11 protein-coding genes, 2 rRNA genes and 1 pseudogene (1 of these 14 cut by a window edge) are annotated in these 17,644 nt (G+C 39.8%); 13 read left to right on the top strand and 1 reads right to left on the bottom strand.

What is annotated here, in order from left to right; translation table 11 throughout:
* Window positions 1–317 precede the first annotated feature (317 nt).
* Window positions 318–1,190, bottom strand: coding sequence for a carbohydrate ABC transporter permease (locus IGJ87_RS10935; protein ID WP_002297754.1), 873 nt, complete (start codon window positions 1,188–1,190; stop codon window positions 318–320).
* Window positions 1,191–1,489: 299 nt separating this feature from the next.
* Here IGJ87_RS10935 and IGJ87_RS10930 point away from each other — a divergent pair, with 299 nt between their 5' ends.
* From IGJ87_RS10930 to IGJ87_RS10870, 13 genes and pseudogenes are all read left to right on the top strand, one after another.
* Window positions 1,490–2,464: an ABC transporter permease gene (locus IGJ87_RS10930; RefSeq protein ID WP_430609461.1), complete on the top strand. Its 975-nt coding sequence runs from the start codon at window positions 1,490–1,492 to the stop codon at window positions 2,462–2,464.
* A gap of 21 nt (window positions 2,465–2,485) precedes the next feature.
* A complete protein-coding gene (locus tag IGJ87_RS10925) occupies window positions 2,486–3,178 on the top strand; it encodes a YesL family protein (protein ID WP_002286012.1) in 693 nt (230 codons plus the stop codon).
* Window positions 3,144–4,651: pseudogene (locus IGJ87_RS10920) on the top strand (extracellular solute-binding protein). The gene IGJ87_RS10925 and the pseudogene IGJ87_RS10920 overlap by 35 nt, the downstream one beginning before the upstream one ends.
* Window positions 4,652–4,724: 73 nt before the next feature.
* Entirely contained in the window at window positions 4,725–5,828 is a 1,104-nt protein-coding gene (locus IGJ87_RS10915; protein ID WP_002286016.1) for a glycoside hydrolase family 88/105 protein, read from the top strand.
* A gap of 2 nt (window positions 5,829–5,830) precedes the next feature.
* Window positions 5,831–7,168, top strand: coding sequence for a glycoside hydrolase family 28 protein (locus tag IGJ87_RS10910; RefSeq protein ID WP_002286021.1), 1,338 nt, complete (start codon window positions 5,831–5,833; stop codon window positions 7,166–7,168).
* Window positions 7,155–8,033, top strand: coding sequence for a dienelactone hydrolase family protein (locus IGJ87_RS10905; RefSeq protein ID WP_002294494.1), 879 nt, complete (start codon window positions 7,155–7,157; stop codon window positions 8,031–8,033). Before IGJ87_RS10910 ends, IGJ87_RS10905 begins: the two co-directional genes overlap by 14 nt.
* Entirely contained in the window at window positions 8,030–8,953 is a 924-nt protein-coding gene (locus tag IGJ87_RS10900; protein ID WP_002286024.1) for a pectinesterase family protein, read from the top strand. The genes IGJ87_RS10905 and IGJ87_RS10900 overlap by 4 nt, the downstream gene beginning before the upstream one ends.
* A complete protein-coding gene (locus IGJ87_RS10895) occupies window positions 8,950–9,360 on the top strand; it encodes a DUF4064 domain-containing protein (protein WP_002286025.1) in 411 nt (136 codons plus the stop codon). Before IGJ87_RS10900 ends, IGJ87_RS10895 begins: the two co-directional genes overlap by 4 nt.
* Window positions 9,361–9,363: 3 nt before the next feature.
* Window positions 9,364–10,932: a glycoside hydrolase family 43 protein gene (locus IGJ87_RS10890; RefSeq protein WP_113787946.1), complete on the top strand. Its 1,569-nt coding sequence runs from the start codon at window positions 9,364–9,366 to the stop codon at window positions 10,930–10,932.
* Between the two features lie 239 nt (window positions 10,933–11,171).
* Window positions 11,172–12,590 carry an MFS transporter gene (locus IGJ87_RS10885; protein WP_002303182.1) on the top strand — a complete coding sequence of 473 codons (1,419 nt, stop codon included), beginning with the start codon at window positions 11,172–11,174 and terminating at the stop codon, window positions 12,588–12,590.
* An 11-nt stretch (window positions 12,591–12,601) separates the two neighbouring features.
* The gene (locus IGJ87_RS10880; protein WP_113787945.1) at window positions 12,602–13,912 is read left to right on the top strand and encodes a glycoside hydrolase family 28 protein; all 1,311 of its coding nucleotides are present in this window, start codon (window positions 12,602–12,604) and stop codon (window positions 13,910–13,912) included.
* 523 nt (window positions 13,913–14,435) lie between these two features.
* Window positions 14,436–15,995: ribosomal RNA gene (locus tag IGJ87_RS10875) — 16S ribosomal RNA — on the top strand.
* A 344-nt stretch (window positions 15,996–16,339) separates the two neighbouring features.
* Window positions 16,340–17,644 (top strand): 23S ribosomal RNA (locus IGJ87_RS10870); it runs 1,610 nt beyond the window's last position.
* Together the 16S and 23S rRNA genes form the textbook arrangement of a ribosomal RNA operon.

Raw genomic sequence — 17,644 nt, 5'->3', positions numbered from 1 at the left:
TTTTACGAATAAATGGCGTTCAAGAGACAGGCTATCGACAATAAGGCATAATTTTGTGAAATATGGGAAGCTATTTTTCAAAATCGCTTCTTATTGCTCCTGTGGGTTACTCGTCGCAATGTTTGTGAGAGTTTTTATCATCGCTCAAGGCTGAACGTCTCTTTCACAACCTCTGATACACGGTGTTCCAGGAGTAGATTCTTCGAAAAATAAGCCGAAATTTCACAAAAATTTAAGAAGCAATTTTCGTAAATGCCTTCTTATTTCTTGAAGCTGACCACTTCTGACACAACTACCATTTTGCGTTCAGTACATAATCACCCTTTGACAGAACCTACGAGTGCTCCTTTGACAAAATATTTCTGAACAAAAGGATAAGCAATCAGCATAGGCACTGTTGCAATAACGATAACAGCCATTTTAACTGTTTGTGCTGGTGGAATCACATCAACGGCACTACTTTCTGCTTGCATCCCACTTGATACAATGACGATTTGGCGTAAAAGAATCTGTATCGGCCATTTAGATGAATCGTTGATATACAAAATAGCAGTCATATAAGTGTTCCAGTAAGTAACAGCATAAAAAAGCGAGATAGTAGCAATAGACGGTAACGCTAATGGCAGCATAATTTTGAAAAATACACCAAAATCTGTGCAACCATCCATTTTTGCTGATTCTTCCAAACTATCCGGCAAGGCTTGGAAAAAGTTTCTCATAATGATCATATTCATTGCATTAACAGCCACAGGCAGGATCATGGCCCAGTAAGAATTGACCAGCCCTAGAGAACGAACAACTAAGAACGTTGGAATCATCCCCCCGCTGAACAACATAGAAAATACAACAAGAAAGTTGACAAAACCTCGACCAAACAAATACTTTCTGGAAAGACCGTAGGCCATCAGTGAAGTTGCACACATACTGACGATCGTTCCGACACCTGTAACACCAATCGAAACAGCAAGTGCTCTAAAAATGGTCGGCGTAGAAAGAATGTAGCGATACGCGTCTAAAGAAAAGGTAGTAGGAAAAAGGATAAACTTTTTCGCGACGACTTCTTGTGTAGAAGCAAAAGATGTAGCGATGATATTTAAAAAAGGAACGATACAGATCAAAGCTAGCAAAATTAGAAACGTATTGTTGAAAAGTGTAAAACTTCTTTCTCCTATAGAGACTTTCTTTTTCATATAGATAGGCTCCTCCTCAAAATAAATTAAATGTTTCTGTTTCTATATGTTCAATTTATCATCGGTGAAAGATTACGTATATAATCATTTCCTATGCTAAGTGTCAGATAGAAAAAAATAGAAGGTTTGCTATGCGTAGTTTATTTGTGAAAAAATACACTTTATCGTTTTGTATAGCACAAAAATCATTGCTATGTAAGCGTTTTTACTTACGATAAAAATGATTATATACGTAATTCAGATAGTTATCTATCATGAAGTCATAAGCAGCAAACATTCACAAAACTAAGGAGGGGCTTATGGAAAGTGTAAAGAAACAAGAACCATTTCAACTGACGCTATCGAAAAAAGAAGAAAAGCTCAGAAGACGAAAAAAAATAATTGCAGGAATCAAAACGAATAAATTTTTAAATGTGATGATTCTGCCGGGAGTCCTTTATTTCTTGATTTTTAGGTATCTTCCTATGGGGGGACTCGTTATTGCTTTTCAAGATTATCAACCATTTTTAGGAATAATGGGAAGTCCTTGGGTCGGTTTCAAACATTTCATTCGTTTGTTTACAGAACCGACATTCTTTACATTATTAAGAAATACGTTGATCTTGTTCGGATTAAATATCTTCGTGTTTTTTCCGATGCCAATCATTTTGTCTTTACTATTAAATGAAGTAACGAACAAACGATTGAAAAACGGGATTCAAACGATCATTTACATCCCTCACTTCATGTCTTGGGTAATCATTGTTTCGATTACTTATGTATTTTTGAATGTTGACGGAGGGGTATTGAATGAATTCCTTGCAACAATGGGATTTGAAAAAATCAGTTTTCTAACATCCCCTGAATGGACACGCACAGTATATATCGGACAAGTGATCTGGAAAGAGTTGGGCTGGTCTACGATCATCTACCTTTCAGCGATAACTGCAGTCGATACACAGTTGTATGAAGCTGCAGAAATGGATGGAGCAGGACGCTTACGCAAAACATGGCATGTTACATTGCCGGCAATTCGTCCAGTAATCATTACCTTGCTGATTCTAAAAATCGGTCAGACATTAGACTTAGGGTTCGAGCATATGTACTTGTTATTGAATTCATTGAATCGAAGCGTTGCAGAAATTTTCGACACCTATATTTATACAGCTGGATTGAAGAATGGACAGTTAAGTTTCAGTACAGCAATGGGATTGTTTAAAGGGGTCGTAGGATTGTTTATGGTAATTTTAGCTAATAAGATTGCCAAAAAGCTAGGAGAAGACGGCGTTTACTAAGATAGAAAGAGAGGGAAAGATATGCTGCAGTCATTAGATAAAATAAACGGAAGGCTAAATCGTATTTTACAGTTGGTTTATTTGAATTTTCTGTGGGGCGGTTTAGTCATCGCAGGTTTGGGAGTTTTTACTTTCGGTCCTGCATCGTATGCGATGGTTGCAGTGATTAGAAAATGGCTGCGCTCAAAAGAAACGTTTCCTTTGACGAAAACGTACTTCACATATTTTAAAGAAAACTATCGTGAAACCTTGCTGATGAGCTGGATATATGGCGCCATCGGGATTGTTTTACTTGTGGATCTTTCTTTCATACACAATTGGTATCTTAGGATCGCTTTGTATATTGCTGCGTTCATATATGTGCTCTCAGCACTCTATATTTTCCCAATCATGGCTCATTATGATTGGAAAGGATATTTTTTCAAAATGAAAATGGCATTTTTATTCGGATTCTCACATCTTCATTACTCATTAGTGTTGATATTAAGTATGGTAGGGATTTATCTGATGATCATCCAAACAATGCCAGGTGTTTTAACCTTTATCGGTGGCAGTCTCTTCTTTTCCGCAGTCACGTGGACAGCAAATTCTATATTTTGCCATTTGGAATGGAAGAACTCATATACAGAAAAAACAGAAGAAAACAAAAATATTATTAAAACAGTGAAGGAGAAAATTTATGAAAAAAGCAACGCTCGTAAAATTAGGTCTTAGTTTTGCAGGAATTCTAGCACTTGCCGCATGCGGCAGCAGTTCAAGTAACAGTTCTTCAGAGACAGAAGATGGAAAAGCTAAAATCACTTGGTTAAATATTTTGCATCATGCTTCACCGCCTACAGACACGATTGTGAACTTGATCGAAGAAAAACCGATACGGAACTGACATTCAACTGGATTCCTGATGCTTCAAAAGAAGAAAGATTAACAACTGCATTGGCTTCTGATGAACTAGGAGATATCGTTACACTTCAAATTGCGATGTTGAAAAACTCTTCTGTCCGCAATGCGTTAAAATCAGGCGTATTCTGGGATGTATCAGAATATTTAAAAGACTATAAAAATTTAAGTCAAATTTCTGAAGATAGAATCGAAGCTGCGAGTATCGACGGTGCCTTGTACGGCGTACCGATACAAAAAGACTACGCTCGTGCTGGCTTAGTCATTCGAAAAGACTGGTTGGATAATCTAGGACTAGATGTTCCAACTACCATGGATGAGCTTTATGAAGTAGCTAAACAATTTACAGAAAACGATCCTGATGGAAATGGTGTGGACGACACAGTTGGTTTTGGCGATCGTGCGCCTAGTGATATTCGTTATACCAGCTTTAAACTTTTCACTTCTTATTTTGGAGCACCAAATGGCTGGGCTGTAGACGATAATGGCAAATTCACTCCAGAATTTGATACAGAAGAGTATATGAAAGCTTTGAATTTTTCAAGAGATCTATTTGAGAATGGCTATTTGGCACAAGACTTTGCAGTTACCCAAAAGACTGATCAGCAAGAACAATTTGCACAAGGAAGAACTGGAATCTACACTGGAATGGTGGATATCAAGAATCTGAAGACGATGGGTCAAGATATTCAAGATGATATGGAATTAGTGCCTGTAAACAAGATCTCAGATGGTGAAGGCGGCGGTTATCATGTTTGGTCAGAAGGAAATGGTATTGGCGGCTTGCTAGCATTTCCCAAATCTCAAGTAAAAGACGAAGCACAATTGAAGAAATTACTTCAATTTGTTGATGATCTTTTAGAAGAAGATGTGTATAAATTGATGACTGGCGGTATCGAAGGAACGCATTATGAATTGAATGATGATGGTTCTATCGAATTTATCGATATGGATCTTTGGCAACAAGAGGTGCAACCGTTATCAAGCTCTCGTCCTAGTGAAGTGACGTTCTCTTTCAAAGATACAGACCCTGAAAAAGAATTCTCTAATCAATTGATCAAAGAAAATGAAGAATTTGCTGTAATGGATCCTTCTGTGCCATTGGATTCACCGACGAACAATGAAGTAGGATCAGAAATTGAAAAAATCGTCATTGATGCTACGGTGCAATACATCATGGGACAGCTTGACGAAGATGGATTCAAAAAAGCTGTAGAAGACTGGAAAGCACAAGGAGGCGATCGAATCACACAAGAGTACGAGGAAGCATACAAAGCAGCGGCACAGTAATATAGACGATTGGGACAAATACTTCTTGGTATTTGTCCCAAATCCTATTTTAATTTTTAAAGGAGAGCAAATAATGGAAAACTGGTCAAAGAAATTAGCAAAAAGTATCATGGAAAGAACACCTCGCTTATATGAAGAAAAGTGGTATAAAGGAAAATGGTCTTATGACTATGGCGTCGTACTTAAAGGGTTCCAATTACTTTGGGAACGAACCCAAGAAAAAATTTATTTTGATTTCATAAAAGACAATATCGACTATTTCGTGCAAGAAGATGGAACGATCCGTGGCTACAGCGTTGAAGAATACAATATCGACCATGTAAATACAGGAAAGCTTTTCTTTTTATTGTACAAAGAAACAGGCGAAGAAAAATATAAAAAAGCAGCAGAACTCCTTTCCCAGCAGTTGGCAAACCATCCACGCACATCCGAAGGAGCTTTTTGGCATAAAGAAATTTATCCTTATCAAATTTGGTTGGATGGCTTATATATGGGTTCTCCTTTTTATGCTGAATTTATCCAGAATTTTAGTGAAGAAAAAGATTACCAAGATGTTTTGAGACAGTTTGAAATCAGTTATAAACATCTATTCGATCCAAAAACAAATTTGCTGATTCATGCATGGGATGAAAAGAAGGTCCAACCATGGGCTGATCCAAAAACAGGTCTATCCCATCATTTTTGGAGCCGATCGATTGGCTGGTATTTGATGGCTGCAGCAGATACCTATGAATTACTTCATGAAGAAACAGATTGTTCTTTGCTGAAAGAAATTCTAGAAAAGACACTGGCTGCATTACTTCCATATCAAGAAGAAAACAGCGGGACATGGTATCAAGTAACAACAGAAACAAAACGGAAAGGAAATTATCTGGAAGCTTCCGGCAGTAGTATGTTTGTTTACGCAATGGCTAAAGGAATACGTTTGGGACTGCTGAACAAAGAAGAATGGCTTCCACAAGTGAAGAAATCACATCAAGGATTACTTGATGAATTTGTTCTGGAAACAAAAGAAGGCTGGCTGAACTTGAATAAAAACTGTCAAGTAGCAGGGTTAGGCGGAGCAGATCAGCGAGATGGTTCATATGCTTACTACATCAGTGAACCAATTATTTGTAATGATCAAAAAGGCGTTGGTGCATTCTTGCAAGCATTGATTGAAGTGGAGGCATTATAAATATGTATGATATTTTGACATTTGGCGCATCAATTGATGAATTGAATACTGAAGCAATACAACAAGCCATTGATGCTGCAGCAAGTGACGGAGGCGGGACCGTAGTTGTTCCAGCAGGTGAATTTCTAACAGGAGCTTTATTTTTAAAAAGCAATGTCGAACTTCATTTAAGCGCAGGAGCGGTTCTGAAATTCTCTGACGATCCAAAAGATTATCCTGTTGTTCATTCACGTTGGGAAGGAGTCCATCGAAAAGTTTATGCTTCCTGTATCTATGCTCAAAATGTAGAGAACATCTCTGTCACTGGTTTCGGTACATTAGATGGAAATGGAAAAAAATGGTGGCATACTTTTAGAAATGAACCAGATAATCTCGCTTATCCTCGTCCTAAATTGATGAGTTTCCATAACTGTCATCGAATTACTGTGAAAGATATTAAATTGATCCAGTCACCAAGTTGGACGATCAACCCGATTCTTTGCAGTAATGCAACGTTTGATAACTTGACGATCTTGAACCCAGCGGATTCACCAAATACAGACGGAATTGATCCAGAATCATGCAAAAATGTGCGTATTAGTAATTGCCATATTGACGTGGGAGATGACTGTATTGCAATCAAGGCAGGGACTGAAGATACGTACGAAAGGATCGCTTGCGAAAATATCACGATCACAAATTGCACGATGGTCCATGGACATGGCGGTGTCGTATTAGGAAGTGAAATGAGTGGTAGTATTCGTAATATTACCATTTCAAATTGTATCTTCCAAGAAACTGATCGAGGAATACGATTGAAATCTAGACGAGGTCGAGGCGGGATCGTTGAAGATATTCGAGTATCCAATATAGTCATGGATAATGTGATGTGTCCATTTATACTGAATCTTTATTATTTCTGTGGTCCGCGAGGGAAAGAACCGTATGTATGGGAAAAAAAGGCTTATCCGATAGATGAACGGACACCAGCATTCAGAAGGATCCATTTTTCGAATATCACGGCAAGGAATGTCCATGCTTCTGCAGGTTTTATTTATGGATTAGCGGAACAATTCATACAAGAAATCACATTTGACAATATCGATGTCTCGATGGCCCAAGATGCAGTTCCCGGTGTTCCTGCTATGATGACAGGAATAGAGGAAATGAGCAGACAAGGATTTTATATTGGCTTTGCGGGTAAGGTTTCCTTTAACCAGATGTCGATTGAAAATCACGAGGGACCAGCATTTCTATTAGAAAATACTAAAGAAATCAGTATTGAGAAATTCCAATCAAATCAATCAGAAAATATGGATGAACTGGTTGTTCGTAAAAACTTTGCTTATGCAGTTGAATGATTTTTTAGGTGCTCCATCTAGCAGACATACCCCTAGTGGAAAACGATTATACCGAGAAAAACAAAACGGTTTTATGCTTGAATACTATCAATTGTACTTAAATGAATTGGAAACAGTACCAGCCCTCTATGCTTATCCAGAAAAAGAAGGACCGTTTCCGACGGTCCTTTACCTGCATTCTCACGGCGGAGATTTTTCAGTCGGGAAAAGTGAATTGATCCATGGTGCTCCTTACTTAGCTTCTCCATCTTTTGCAGAAGTACTGACAGGAATGGGATATGCTGTTTGGTCGATTGATGCTTGGGGATTTGAAGAACGCGGAGGTATTTCTGAAAGCGAGTTGTTCAAACAATTTTTATTAACAGGAAAAACGTTATGGGGAATGCGTATTTATGATGTGATCAGCTTGATCGATTATTTGGAGACAAGGGAAGACACAGATACTCAACGGCTCGCAACGATTGGTCTTTCTATGGGAGGCTTATTAAGCTGGTGGGTGACAGCATTGGATTCTCGTGTCAAAGTTTGTATTGATCTAGCGGCACAGGTGGACATCGAAACACTTTTGCTACATCGCCGCCTAGATCATCATGGGTTTTATTACTATGTGCCAAATCTATTGACAGCTTATACAACGTTAGCAATCCAAGAAAAAATCGCTCCGCGCCCTCGTCTTAGCTTAGTTGGAAAAAACGATACGATGTGCTTGGACGAAGGCGTACTGAAGCTGAGAAAAGGGCTGGACAAAAAGTATCAATCAATGGGTAGTCCAGAAAACTTTTCTTCTTTTTCTTTAACAGGCGGTCATATGGAAACACAAGAAATGAGAAATATTTGGAAACAATTCATAAGGGAGCATTTATGAGGATGAAAGACAAACTGATAATTGGAAAGAATGCTATAGATACCCCGACGGATTTTGAAACTATCCAAGAAGGAATCGATTATTTGGCAGGCCTGCCGGATAGCCATCCAAAGGTCTTGATAGTAAAAGAAGGAAGATATGATGAATATATAGAAAGCAGATTATCCAATTTTAAACTTGTGGGAGCAGGAACAGTAGTTATCTCCGGTAATCGTTTTGCAAAACAGGAGTATCTTGACGGTAGCCAGTTAGGGACTTTCCGAAGTGCTACTTTTTTCTTAGAAGGATCGAATGTCGTATTAGAAAATCTTCACATCGAAAATACAGCAGGTCCAGGAGAAAAGGTAGGACAGGCTGTTGCTTTATTCAATTCAGGAGATCGCGTATCTTTAAAAAACTGTCGACTATCTGGTTATCAGGATACCTTATGCACGGGTCCGTTGCCTGATTTGCAAAAAGATGGTACTCCTTTTTGTACACCGGCTTCTGCCAATCCTGAGTATTGTCGTCAGACCTATGAATATTGCTGGATTGAAGGAACGGTGGATTTCATATTTGGTGGGGCAGATGCCGTTTTTCATCAGTGTCATATCCATAGCTTAGCCAGTAAAAATCCTGGATACATCACAGCAGCATCTACGCCGAAAAATCAAAAAACAGGGTATCGTTTTGAAAGCTGTACCTTGACTGCAGAACCTGATACTAGAAACGTCTATTTAGGAAGACCGTGGCGTCCGTATGCAAATGTCTTATTTGAAGCGTGTAAGATAGGTGGGCATGTTCACCCAACTGGTTGGGATAATTGGGATGACAAGAAAAATGAACAGACTGTCAAATTCTCTGAACGTAATAACAATTATGAAACATCGATCAAAAGACCTGAATGGATACATTTAGAAAAGCAGGGGGTTCAGAAATGAAAAGAAAATGGGAACTATTGCTAGGAATGGTCGGTGGCAGTCTATCTTTGATTTTCTTTGGCGGGTTAGCAGTTACTTTAAGTAATATGTCTGCGTCAGAGTTTAAAAAAAGTTATCAGTCGCTTGCTGTAGATCATTCAACTTTGTCTTTAGAAAATACATTTGGATTATTACAGGACATGACTGGTCTGTTTGCCGTTGTGTTGTTTATTTCACTTGCTTTTTTAGCAGTAGCATTGTTTTTGACTGCTAAAGGAAAATACTTAACAACTGCCACTGGTTTGTATTTTATAACAGGATTCATATTGTTGATTGGCACTCAGTTTATTGCGTTTCCTTTTGCATTTTTTTATTTCGCAGCTGGGGCATTCAGTTTATATCGAGTAAGAATGAGAAAAGGAGCCTGAATCATGCAGACTATCAAAGTGAAAAATCCTATTTTAAGAGGATTCAATCCAGATCCTAATATATTAAGAGTGAAAGAGCGGTATTACATTATTGTCTCCTCTTTTGAATGGCTTCCAGGAATCCGAGTATATGAGTCGAAAAATTTAGTCAACTGGTCACATACAACGGATATTTTGACCACTCAAGTATCTTTGCAAGGAAATCCTACAAATGGAAGTATATGGGCGCCACAGATCAGTTATGCTGATGGATTGTTTTATCTTGTTTACACAGATGTCAAAAGTGCAGGCCGTCCGTTTAAAGATGTCCACAATTATTTGATCACTGCATCTGAGATCACAGGTCCTTGGTCCGAACCAATTTATTTAAATAGTAACGGCTTTGATCCTTCTTTGTTCCATGATCTTGAAACGGGAAAAAAATGGCTTGTCAATGAACTATGGGATTATCGTCTGGACACACCGAATAAATCCAGCGGTATCGTATTACAAGAATATGATGCAGAGAAGAAGAAGCTTGATGGTCCCAACTATAAAATATTTGCAGGTACAGAATTAGCGAAAACGGAGGCACCACATTTGTATTTTCGTAACGGGTATTATTATTTGATGACGGCAGAAGGCGGTACAGGAAGAGGACATTCAGTTACAGTTTGCCGAGCAAAGAATATTACTGGTCCTTACGAGCTTGATCCTGGTTTTCCTATGCTGACAGCTAGTGACAAACCTGCTTCTACATTGCAATGTACAGGACATGGGAGCTTAGTACAAACCCCGTCAGGAAGATGGTACATGACATATCTTTGTACCAGACCATTAAACGGTGCGGCTATTTTGGGAAGAGAAACCGCTATTCAAGAAGTGTATTGGACGTCCGACGATTGGTTAAGACTTAAAGATAGCCAGACAACTCCGATGGAAGAAATAATGATTGAGACAAATGAAGAGGTACAACAAGAAAAAGATCATCAGTTTATGGATACATTTGAAGGAGAGCTAAAGAAGAACTGGAATGCCAGACGCATTTTGCCAAATGCTGATTGGTGTGATACAAAATGTAGACCAGGTTTTTTACGTCTGATTTCCGGTGAATCTCTTCAATCTACCTTCGAACATCATTTGTTAGCTATTCGGCAAACGGATTTTACTTTTGATGCGGAGACAGCATTTGAATACATGCCTAATAATTTTAATCAGATGGCTGGACTGGTACTGTACTTAAATGAATCCAATTATATTTATTGTTATGTTACTTGGAATGAGGACAAGGGAAAATGCCTACGTATGATAGAATCAGAAAACGGAGTAGCACAAATAGAAGATTGGACGATTCCACTCACAGAAAAGAAGACTTTTTTGAAAGTCACTGTAAAGAAAGAGACAGCACAGTTTCATTTGAAAGACGTATCAACTGAAGAATGGAAGAAAGTAGGTCCGCAAAAAAACATGTGTATACTCTCAGGAGGGTTTACTGGAAATTTTATCGGGATAGCAGTGCATGATCTAAATAAAAAAAGAGGAAGTTATGCTGATTTTGAGTTTTTCAAGTATGATGGAAAAGATCATCTGTAATTTAATTCTTTAATAAATGAGGTTCACTAACTTATTTTCACTAGTTAGTGAATTTTTTTGTTTGTATATATTGTTATGTAAAAAAAGTTATCAATCTTATGCATCAATGTTTTTAGATTATTTTTTGTTTTTTATCTGTCAAGATAATGCAATAAAAAGCCAACATTGTGAATATAAAAACAAGAAAAAAAGAGTTATAATTTTGAAAACGTTTACTAGAAGAGGTAGGAGGAATTCAAATGCTTTCACAAAATGCTGTTACAGCAAATACAGTAAAAAAAGAAAAAAAGGAATTTGGGATTTCCGATAAGATAGGCTACATGTTCGGTGATCTAGGTAACTGTTTTATTTTAGGTTTAGTCAATAGTTTCTTGATGATTTATTATACGAATGTTCTTGGCGTTTCAGGGGCAATCGTAGGTACGTTATTCTTGATTTCGAGAATTTTGGATGCGTTTGCTGATGTGATGGTTGGAAGATTATGTGATGTCTCAGAGTTAACAGAAACTGGCCGATTTATTCCTTGGATCAGAAAAATGAAGTATCCATTTTGCTTAGTGACTGTCATTTTGTTTTTGCCATTCGTCCAACATCTTCCAATGACGGTGAAGATTGCTTATATTTTTGTTTCATACATTGTTTATGGGATTTTTCTCTCAACAATCAATATCCCGTATGGAGCAATGGCAGCAGCAATTAGCTCAAATCCTAATGACCGCACCTCGTTGTCCACGTTCCGAAGCATTGGTTCTGCGATTGGCGGATCAACTACAGGATTCTTCATTCCGATTTTAATGTATACCCATAACAAGAGTGGACAACAAGTCGTTTCAGGGAATCATTTCTTTTGGATTTCAATCGGATGTGCTGCAATAGCATTTGTCGCATATATGTTAACTTGTAAATTGACTACTGAAAGAGTAAGAGTTGTCAAAAACGAAAAAGTATCTGCTTCTCAGTTGGTAAAAGGTTTGTTAGCTAATCGAGCACTGATTATTTTAGTCATTGTTGACATTTTCATTGTGATCAATCAGATTTTAGCTGGGACGAATATGACTTATTTATTCAATGATTACTTCCATAATAAACAAGCAATGTCTGTTGCTCTTTTATTTACTTACGGAACAGTAGTAGTTTTAGCACCATTTGCTACAAAGCTGACAAAATTATTTGGTAAAAAGGAAGCAAGCGTATTTGCGTTACTTGCTTCTTCATGTATGTACTTGCTGATGTATTTCCTTCATATAACAAATGCATGGGTATATCTGATTCTTTTATTTATCGCTACTTTAGGATCTGGTTTATTCAATTTGATGGTCTGGGCATTCATTACTGACGTGATTGATTATCATCAATATAAGACAGGCTTAAGAGAAGATGGAACAGTATATGGAGTAAATTCTTTTGCGAGAAAAGTAGGACAAGCATGTGCAGGAGCGGTAGGCGGATTTATGCTGGCACTCATTGGTTACCAATCGTCTACAACAGGTGGAGCCATCCAATCAGTTTTAGTACAAGAAAGGATTTATACGATGGCAAACTTGTTACCAGCATTCTGCTTATTTGTATCCGCAATCATTTTGCTAGTAGGTTACCCACTGAATCGTTCAAAAACTGTATTTATTGGTGAAGAATTGAAAAAAATCAATGAAAGATAGGGAGAAACGTATTGCGGACAAAAAAAGGGATTATCAATGCTTTGAACTTTAAAACAAACGACACTCAACAAGATGATACAATAATACTGCAAAAAGCAATCGATCAAGGTGCGAAAGAACACTTACCTGTATTTATTCCAAAAGGCATTTATTTAGTCGGAGCCCTTTTTTTAAAAGATAAGAGTCATCTTATCTTTGAAGAAGGTGCAGTCCTCAAGGGGAGAACAGATATCGAAGCATTTCCAGAAATCGATACACGAGTAGCCGGCGTAGAAATGAAATGGCCAGCAGCGATTTTGAATGTTCTCTCGGCGAAAGATATTCTTATAGAAGGAAAAGGAATAATCGACGGTCAAGGAGACCATTGGTGGGAGCTGTATTGGGGAAAAGATCAAAAAAGCGGGACAAGAGCTGAATACGATCAAAAGGGACTTCGTTGGATTGCGGATTATGCTATTAAACGTCCACGCGCTTGTTTACTGTATCATGCAGAACATGTTGTTGTTCGTGATTTGATTTTTCAGAAATCAGGTTTTTGGAACTTGCAAATCACTTATTCTAACGATGTATTAGTAGAAAAAGTAATCATCCGCAACAATGATGGACCAAGTACAGATGGGATTGATATTGATTCTTCAATAAATGTGCGTGTCTATGAATGTGATTTGGCCTGTGGTGATGATTGTATTGCTATTAAGTCTGGCAGAGATGGCAATGGTGCAAGAGTCAATCGAAAATCATCAAGAATCGAGGTTGCTAGATGTAAAATCCGTTCAGGATACGGTGTAACTATTGGTAGCGAAGTTAGTGCTGGAGTTAGTGACGTATATATTCACGATATCGATTTTTTTCAGTCAGACTGTGGTATTCGAATGAAATCTTCAAAAGAAAGAGGGGGAGTGATCGAAAATATCAGGGTAGAAAATCTGAATATGATTGATGTACAATTTCCTTTTTCTTGGATAATGGACTGGCATAATGAATCCAATAGAAAAAATAGCAATGACCTTGCTCAAATGCCAGAAAGTTGGCAAGCAGTGGCTGAAGAAATACCTGAATCAAAGCAAATGACGAAAGTCAAAGACATACACATCAAAAACGTACAGGCATGCCTTTCTCCAGGTTACTCACTTCCTTCCCGAGCTTTTGATTTAGTAGCATTTCCTGAAAAGCCTATAGAAGATGTCTGCTTTTCTCATTGCCAAATAACTGCAAAAGAATTCGGGCGAATCGAAGCAGTACAAAACTTATGTTTCAAAAGCTGTGATTTATCTATAGAAACTGGCAACACAGCTGCAAACAATACTTTTGACAATCGTTGAAATTATAATAAGGTCAAGCTTAAATAATATTTTAGCTTGACCTTTATTTTTTTTAATGATATATTAAACAACGTTGTCGCGCTTCATTGAAACATTTTATGAAAATTCCAAAAAAGAGTTGACACATGTTTTTAGACGTGATAAGATAACTAAGTCGTTAAAAAGAACCACTTGCGAAGCTTGATTCTATCGAAAAAAACTTCAAAAAAAGTTCTTGACAAATAACAAACGATAAGTTATGATAAATGAGTTGCTGAAAGATTTCGAAAAACGAAATCGAAAAAAACTTTTAAAAAAGAGTTGACAATCGCTTGTCTCTCTGGTATGATATAAAAGTTGCTACGGCAGCCAAAAATGAATCGGGAAACACTCTCGATGAAGTAGACCTTTGAAAACTGAACAAAGTAAGACAAACCAAATGTGTAGGGCGTCTTGATTCAATTCAAGACAACAAACATTTTTAACAAGCAAGCAATATGCTAGCAAACAAATTGAGCTTAACAATCGCAAGATTGTTCGAACTTTTTATGAGAGTTTGATCCTGGCTCAGGACGAACGCTGGCGGCGTGCCTAATACATGCAAGTCGAACGCTTCTTTTTCCACCGGAGCTTGCTCCACCGGAAAAAGAGGAGTGGCGAACGGGTGAGTAACACGTGGGTAACCTGCCCATCAGAAGGGGATAACACTTGGAAACAGGTGCTAATACCGTATAACAATCAAAACCGCATGGTTTTGATTTGAAAGGCGCTTTCGGGTGTCGCTGATGGATGGACCCGCGGTGCATTAGCTAGTTGGTGAGGTAACGGCTCACCAAGGCCACGATGCATAGCCGACCTGAGAGGGTGATCGGCCACATTGGGACTGAGACACGGCCCAAACTCCTACGGGAGGCAGCAGTAGGGAATCTTCGGCAATGGACGAAAGTCTGACCGAGCAACGCCGCGTGAGTGAAGAAGGTTTTCGGATCGTAAAACTCTGTTGTTAGAGAAGAACAAGGATGAGAGTAACTGTTCATCCCTTGACGGTATCTAACCAGAAAGCCACGGCTAACTACGTGCCAGCAGCCGCGGTAATACGTAGGTGGCAAGCGTTGTCCGGATTTATTGGGCGTAAAGCGAGCGCAGGCGGTTTCTTAAGTCTGATGTGAAAGCCCCCGGCTCAACCGGGGAGGGTCATTGGAAACTGGGAGACTTGAGTGCAGAAGAGGAGAGTGGAATTCCATGTGTAGCGGTGAAATGCGTAGATATATGGAGGAACACCAGTGGCGAAGGCGGCTCTCTGGTCTGTAACTGACGCTGAGGCTCGAAAGCGTGGGGAGCAAACAGGATTAGATACCCTGGTAGTCCACGCCGTAAACGATGAGTGCTAAGTGTTGGAGGGTTTCCGCCCTTCAGTGCTGCAGCTAACGCATTAAGCACTCCGCCTGGGGAGTACGACCGCAAGGTTGAAACTCAAAGGAATTGACGGGGGCCCGCACAAGCGGTGGAGCATGTGGTTTAATTCGAAGCAACGCGAAGAACCTTACCAGGTCTTGACATCCTTTGACCACTCTAGAGATAGAGCTTCCCCTTCGGGGGCAAAGTGACAGGTGGTGCATGGTTGTCGTCAGCTCGTGTCGTGAGATGTTGGGTTAAGTCCCGCAACGAGCGCAACCCTTATTGTTAGTTGCCATCATTCAGTTGGGCACTCTAGCAAGACTGCCGGTGACAAACCGGAGGAAGGTGGGGATGACGTCAAATCATCATGCCCCTTATGACCTGGGCTACACACGTGCTACAATGGGAAGTACAACGAGTCGCGAAGTCGCGAGGCTAAGCTAATCTCTTAAAGCTTCTCTCAGTTCGGATTGCAGGCTGCAACTCGCCTGCATGAAGCCGGAATCGCTAGTAATCGCGGATCAGCACGCCGCGGTGAATACGTTCCCGGGCCTTGTACACACCGCCCGTCACACCACGAGAGTTTGTAACACCCGAAGTCGGTGAGGTAACCTTTTGGAGCCAGCCGCCTAAGGTGGGATAGATGATTGGGGTGAAGTCGTAACAAGGTAGCCGTATCGGAAGGTGCGGCTGGATCACCTCCTTTCTAAGGAATATTACGGAGACTACACAATTTGTTTTTACTTTGTTCAGTTTTGAGAGGTTTACTCTCAAACACTTTTGTTCATTGAAAACTGGATATTTGAAGTAAATGTAAGTAATACAAACCGAGAACACCGCGTTGAATTTGAAAGCTGAACAAATTGTTTAGCCTGAAGCAAAATAGGCGGACGGCCATAAAATCTTTGATTTTATGAGACGATCGATCTTTTTACCGTACAGGCTGATTTGTGAGCTGGATAGAGTTTTTTAATAAGTTCAATTGCTTATTTTCTTGATCTAACTTCTATCGCTAGAAGAAGGATCAAAACCCAACCGTAAGGTTGATAAGGTTAAGTGAATAAGGGCGCACGGTGGATGCCTTGGCACTAGGAGCCGATGAAGGACGGGACTAACACCGATATGCTTTGGGGAGCTGTACGTAAGCTATGATCCAGAGATTTCCGAATGGGGGAACCCAACATCTTTAATAGGATGTTACGATTGTGTGAATACATAGCACATTCGAGGTAGACGCAGAGAACTGAAACATCTAAGTACCTGCAGGAAGAGAAAGAAAATTCGATTCCCTGAGTAGCGGCGAGCGAAACGGGAAAAGCCCAAACCAGCAAGCTTGCTTGTTGGGGTTGTAGGACTCCAATATGGTAGTTCTTTCAGATAGTCGAATGACTTGGAAAAGTCAGTCAAAGAGGGTAAAAACCCCGTAGACGAAATGTGGAAGACACCTAGGAGGATCCTGAGTACGGCGGAACACGAGAAATTCCGTCGGAATCCGGGAGGACCATCTCCCAAGGCTAAATACTCCCTAGTGACCGATAGTGAACCAGTACCGTGAGGGAAAGGTGAAAAGCACCCCGGAAGGGGAGTGAAATAGAACCTGAAACCGTGTGCCTACAACAAGTCAAAGCCCGTTAATGGGTGATGGCGTGCCTTTTGTAGAATGAACCGGCGAGTTACGATTGCATGCGAGGTTAAGTTGAAGAGACGGAGCCGCAGCGAAAGCGAGTCTGAATAGGGCGTTTGAGTATGTAGTCGTAGACCCGAAACCATGTGATCTACCCATGTCCAGGTTGAAGGTGCGGTAAAACGCACTGGAGGACCGAACCCACGTACGTTGAAAAGTGCGGGGATGAGGTGTGGGTAGCGGAGAAATTCCAAACGAACTTGGAGATAGCTGGTTCTCTCCGAAATAGCTTTAGGGCTAGCCTCGGAATTGAGAATGATGGAGGTAGAGCACTGTTTGGACTAGGGGCCCATCTCGGGTTACCGAATTCAGATAAACTCCGAATGCCATTCATTCATATCCGGGAGTCAGACTGTGAGTGATAAGATCCATAGTCGAAAGGGAAACAGCCCAGACCACCAGCTAAGGTCCCAAAATATATGTTAAGTGGAAAAGGATGTGGGGTTGCACAGACAACTAGGATGTTGGCTTAGAAGCAGCCACCATTTAAAGAGTGCGTAATAGCTCACTAGTCGAGTGACCCTGCGCCGAAAATGTACCGGGGCTAAACATATTACCGAAGCTGTGGAGTACACCTTTAGGTGTATTGGTAGGAGAGCGTTCTAAGGGCGTTGAAGGCAGATCGTGAGGACTGCTGGAGCGCTTAGAAGTGAGAATGCCGGTATGAGTAG

This window comes from Enterococcus sp. DIV1411a, assembly GCF_050531945.1.
GTDB lineage: Bacteria > Bacillota > Bacilli > Lactobacillales > Enterococcaceae > Enterococcus_B > Enterococcus_B faecium.
This window is presented reverse-complemented; position numbering and strand designations above follow the sequence as displayed.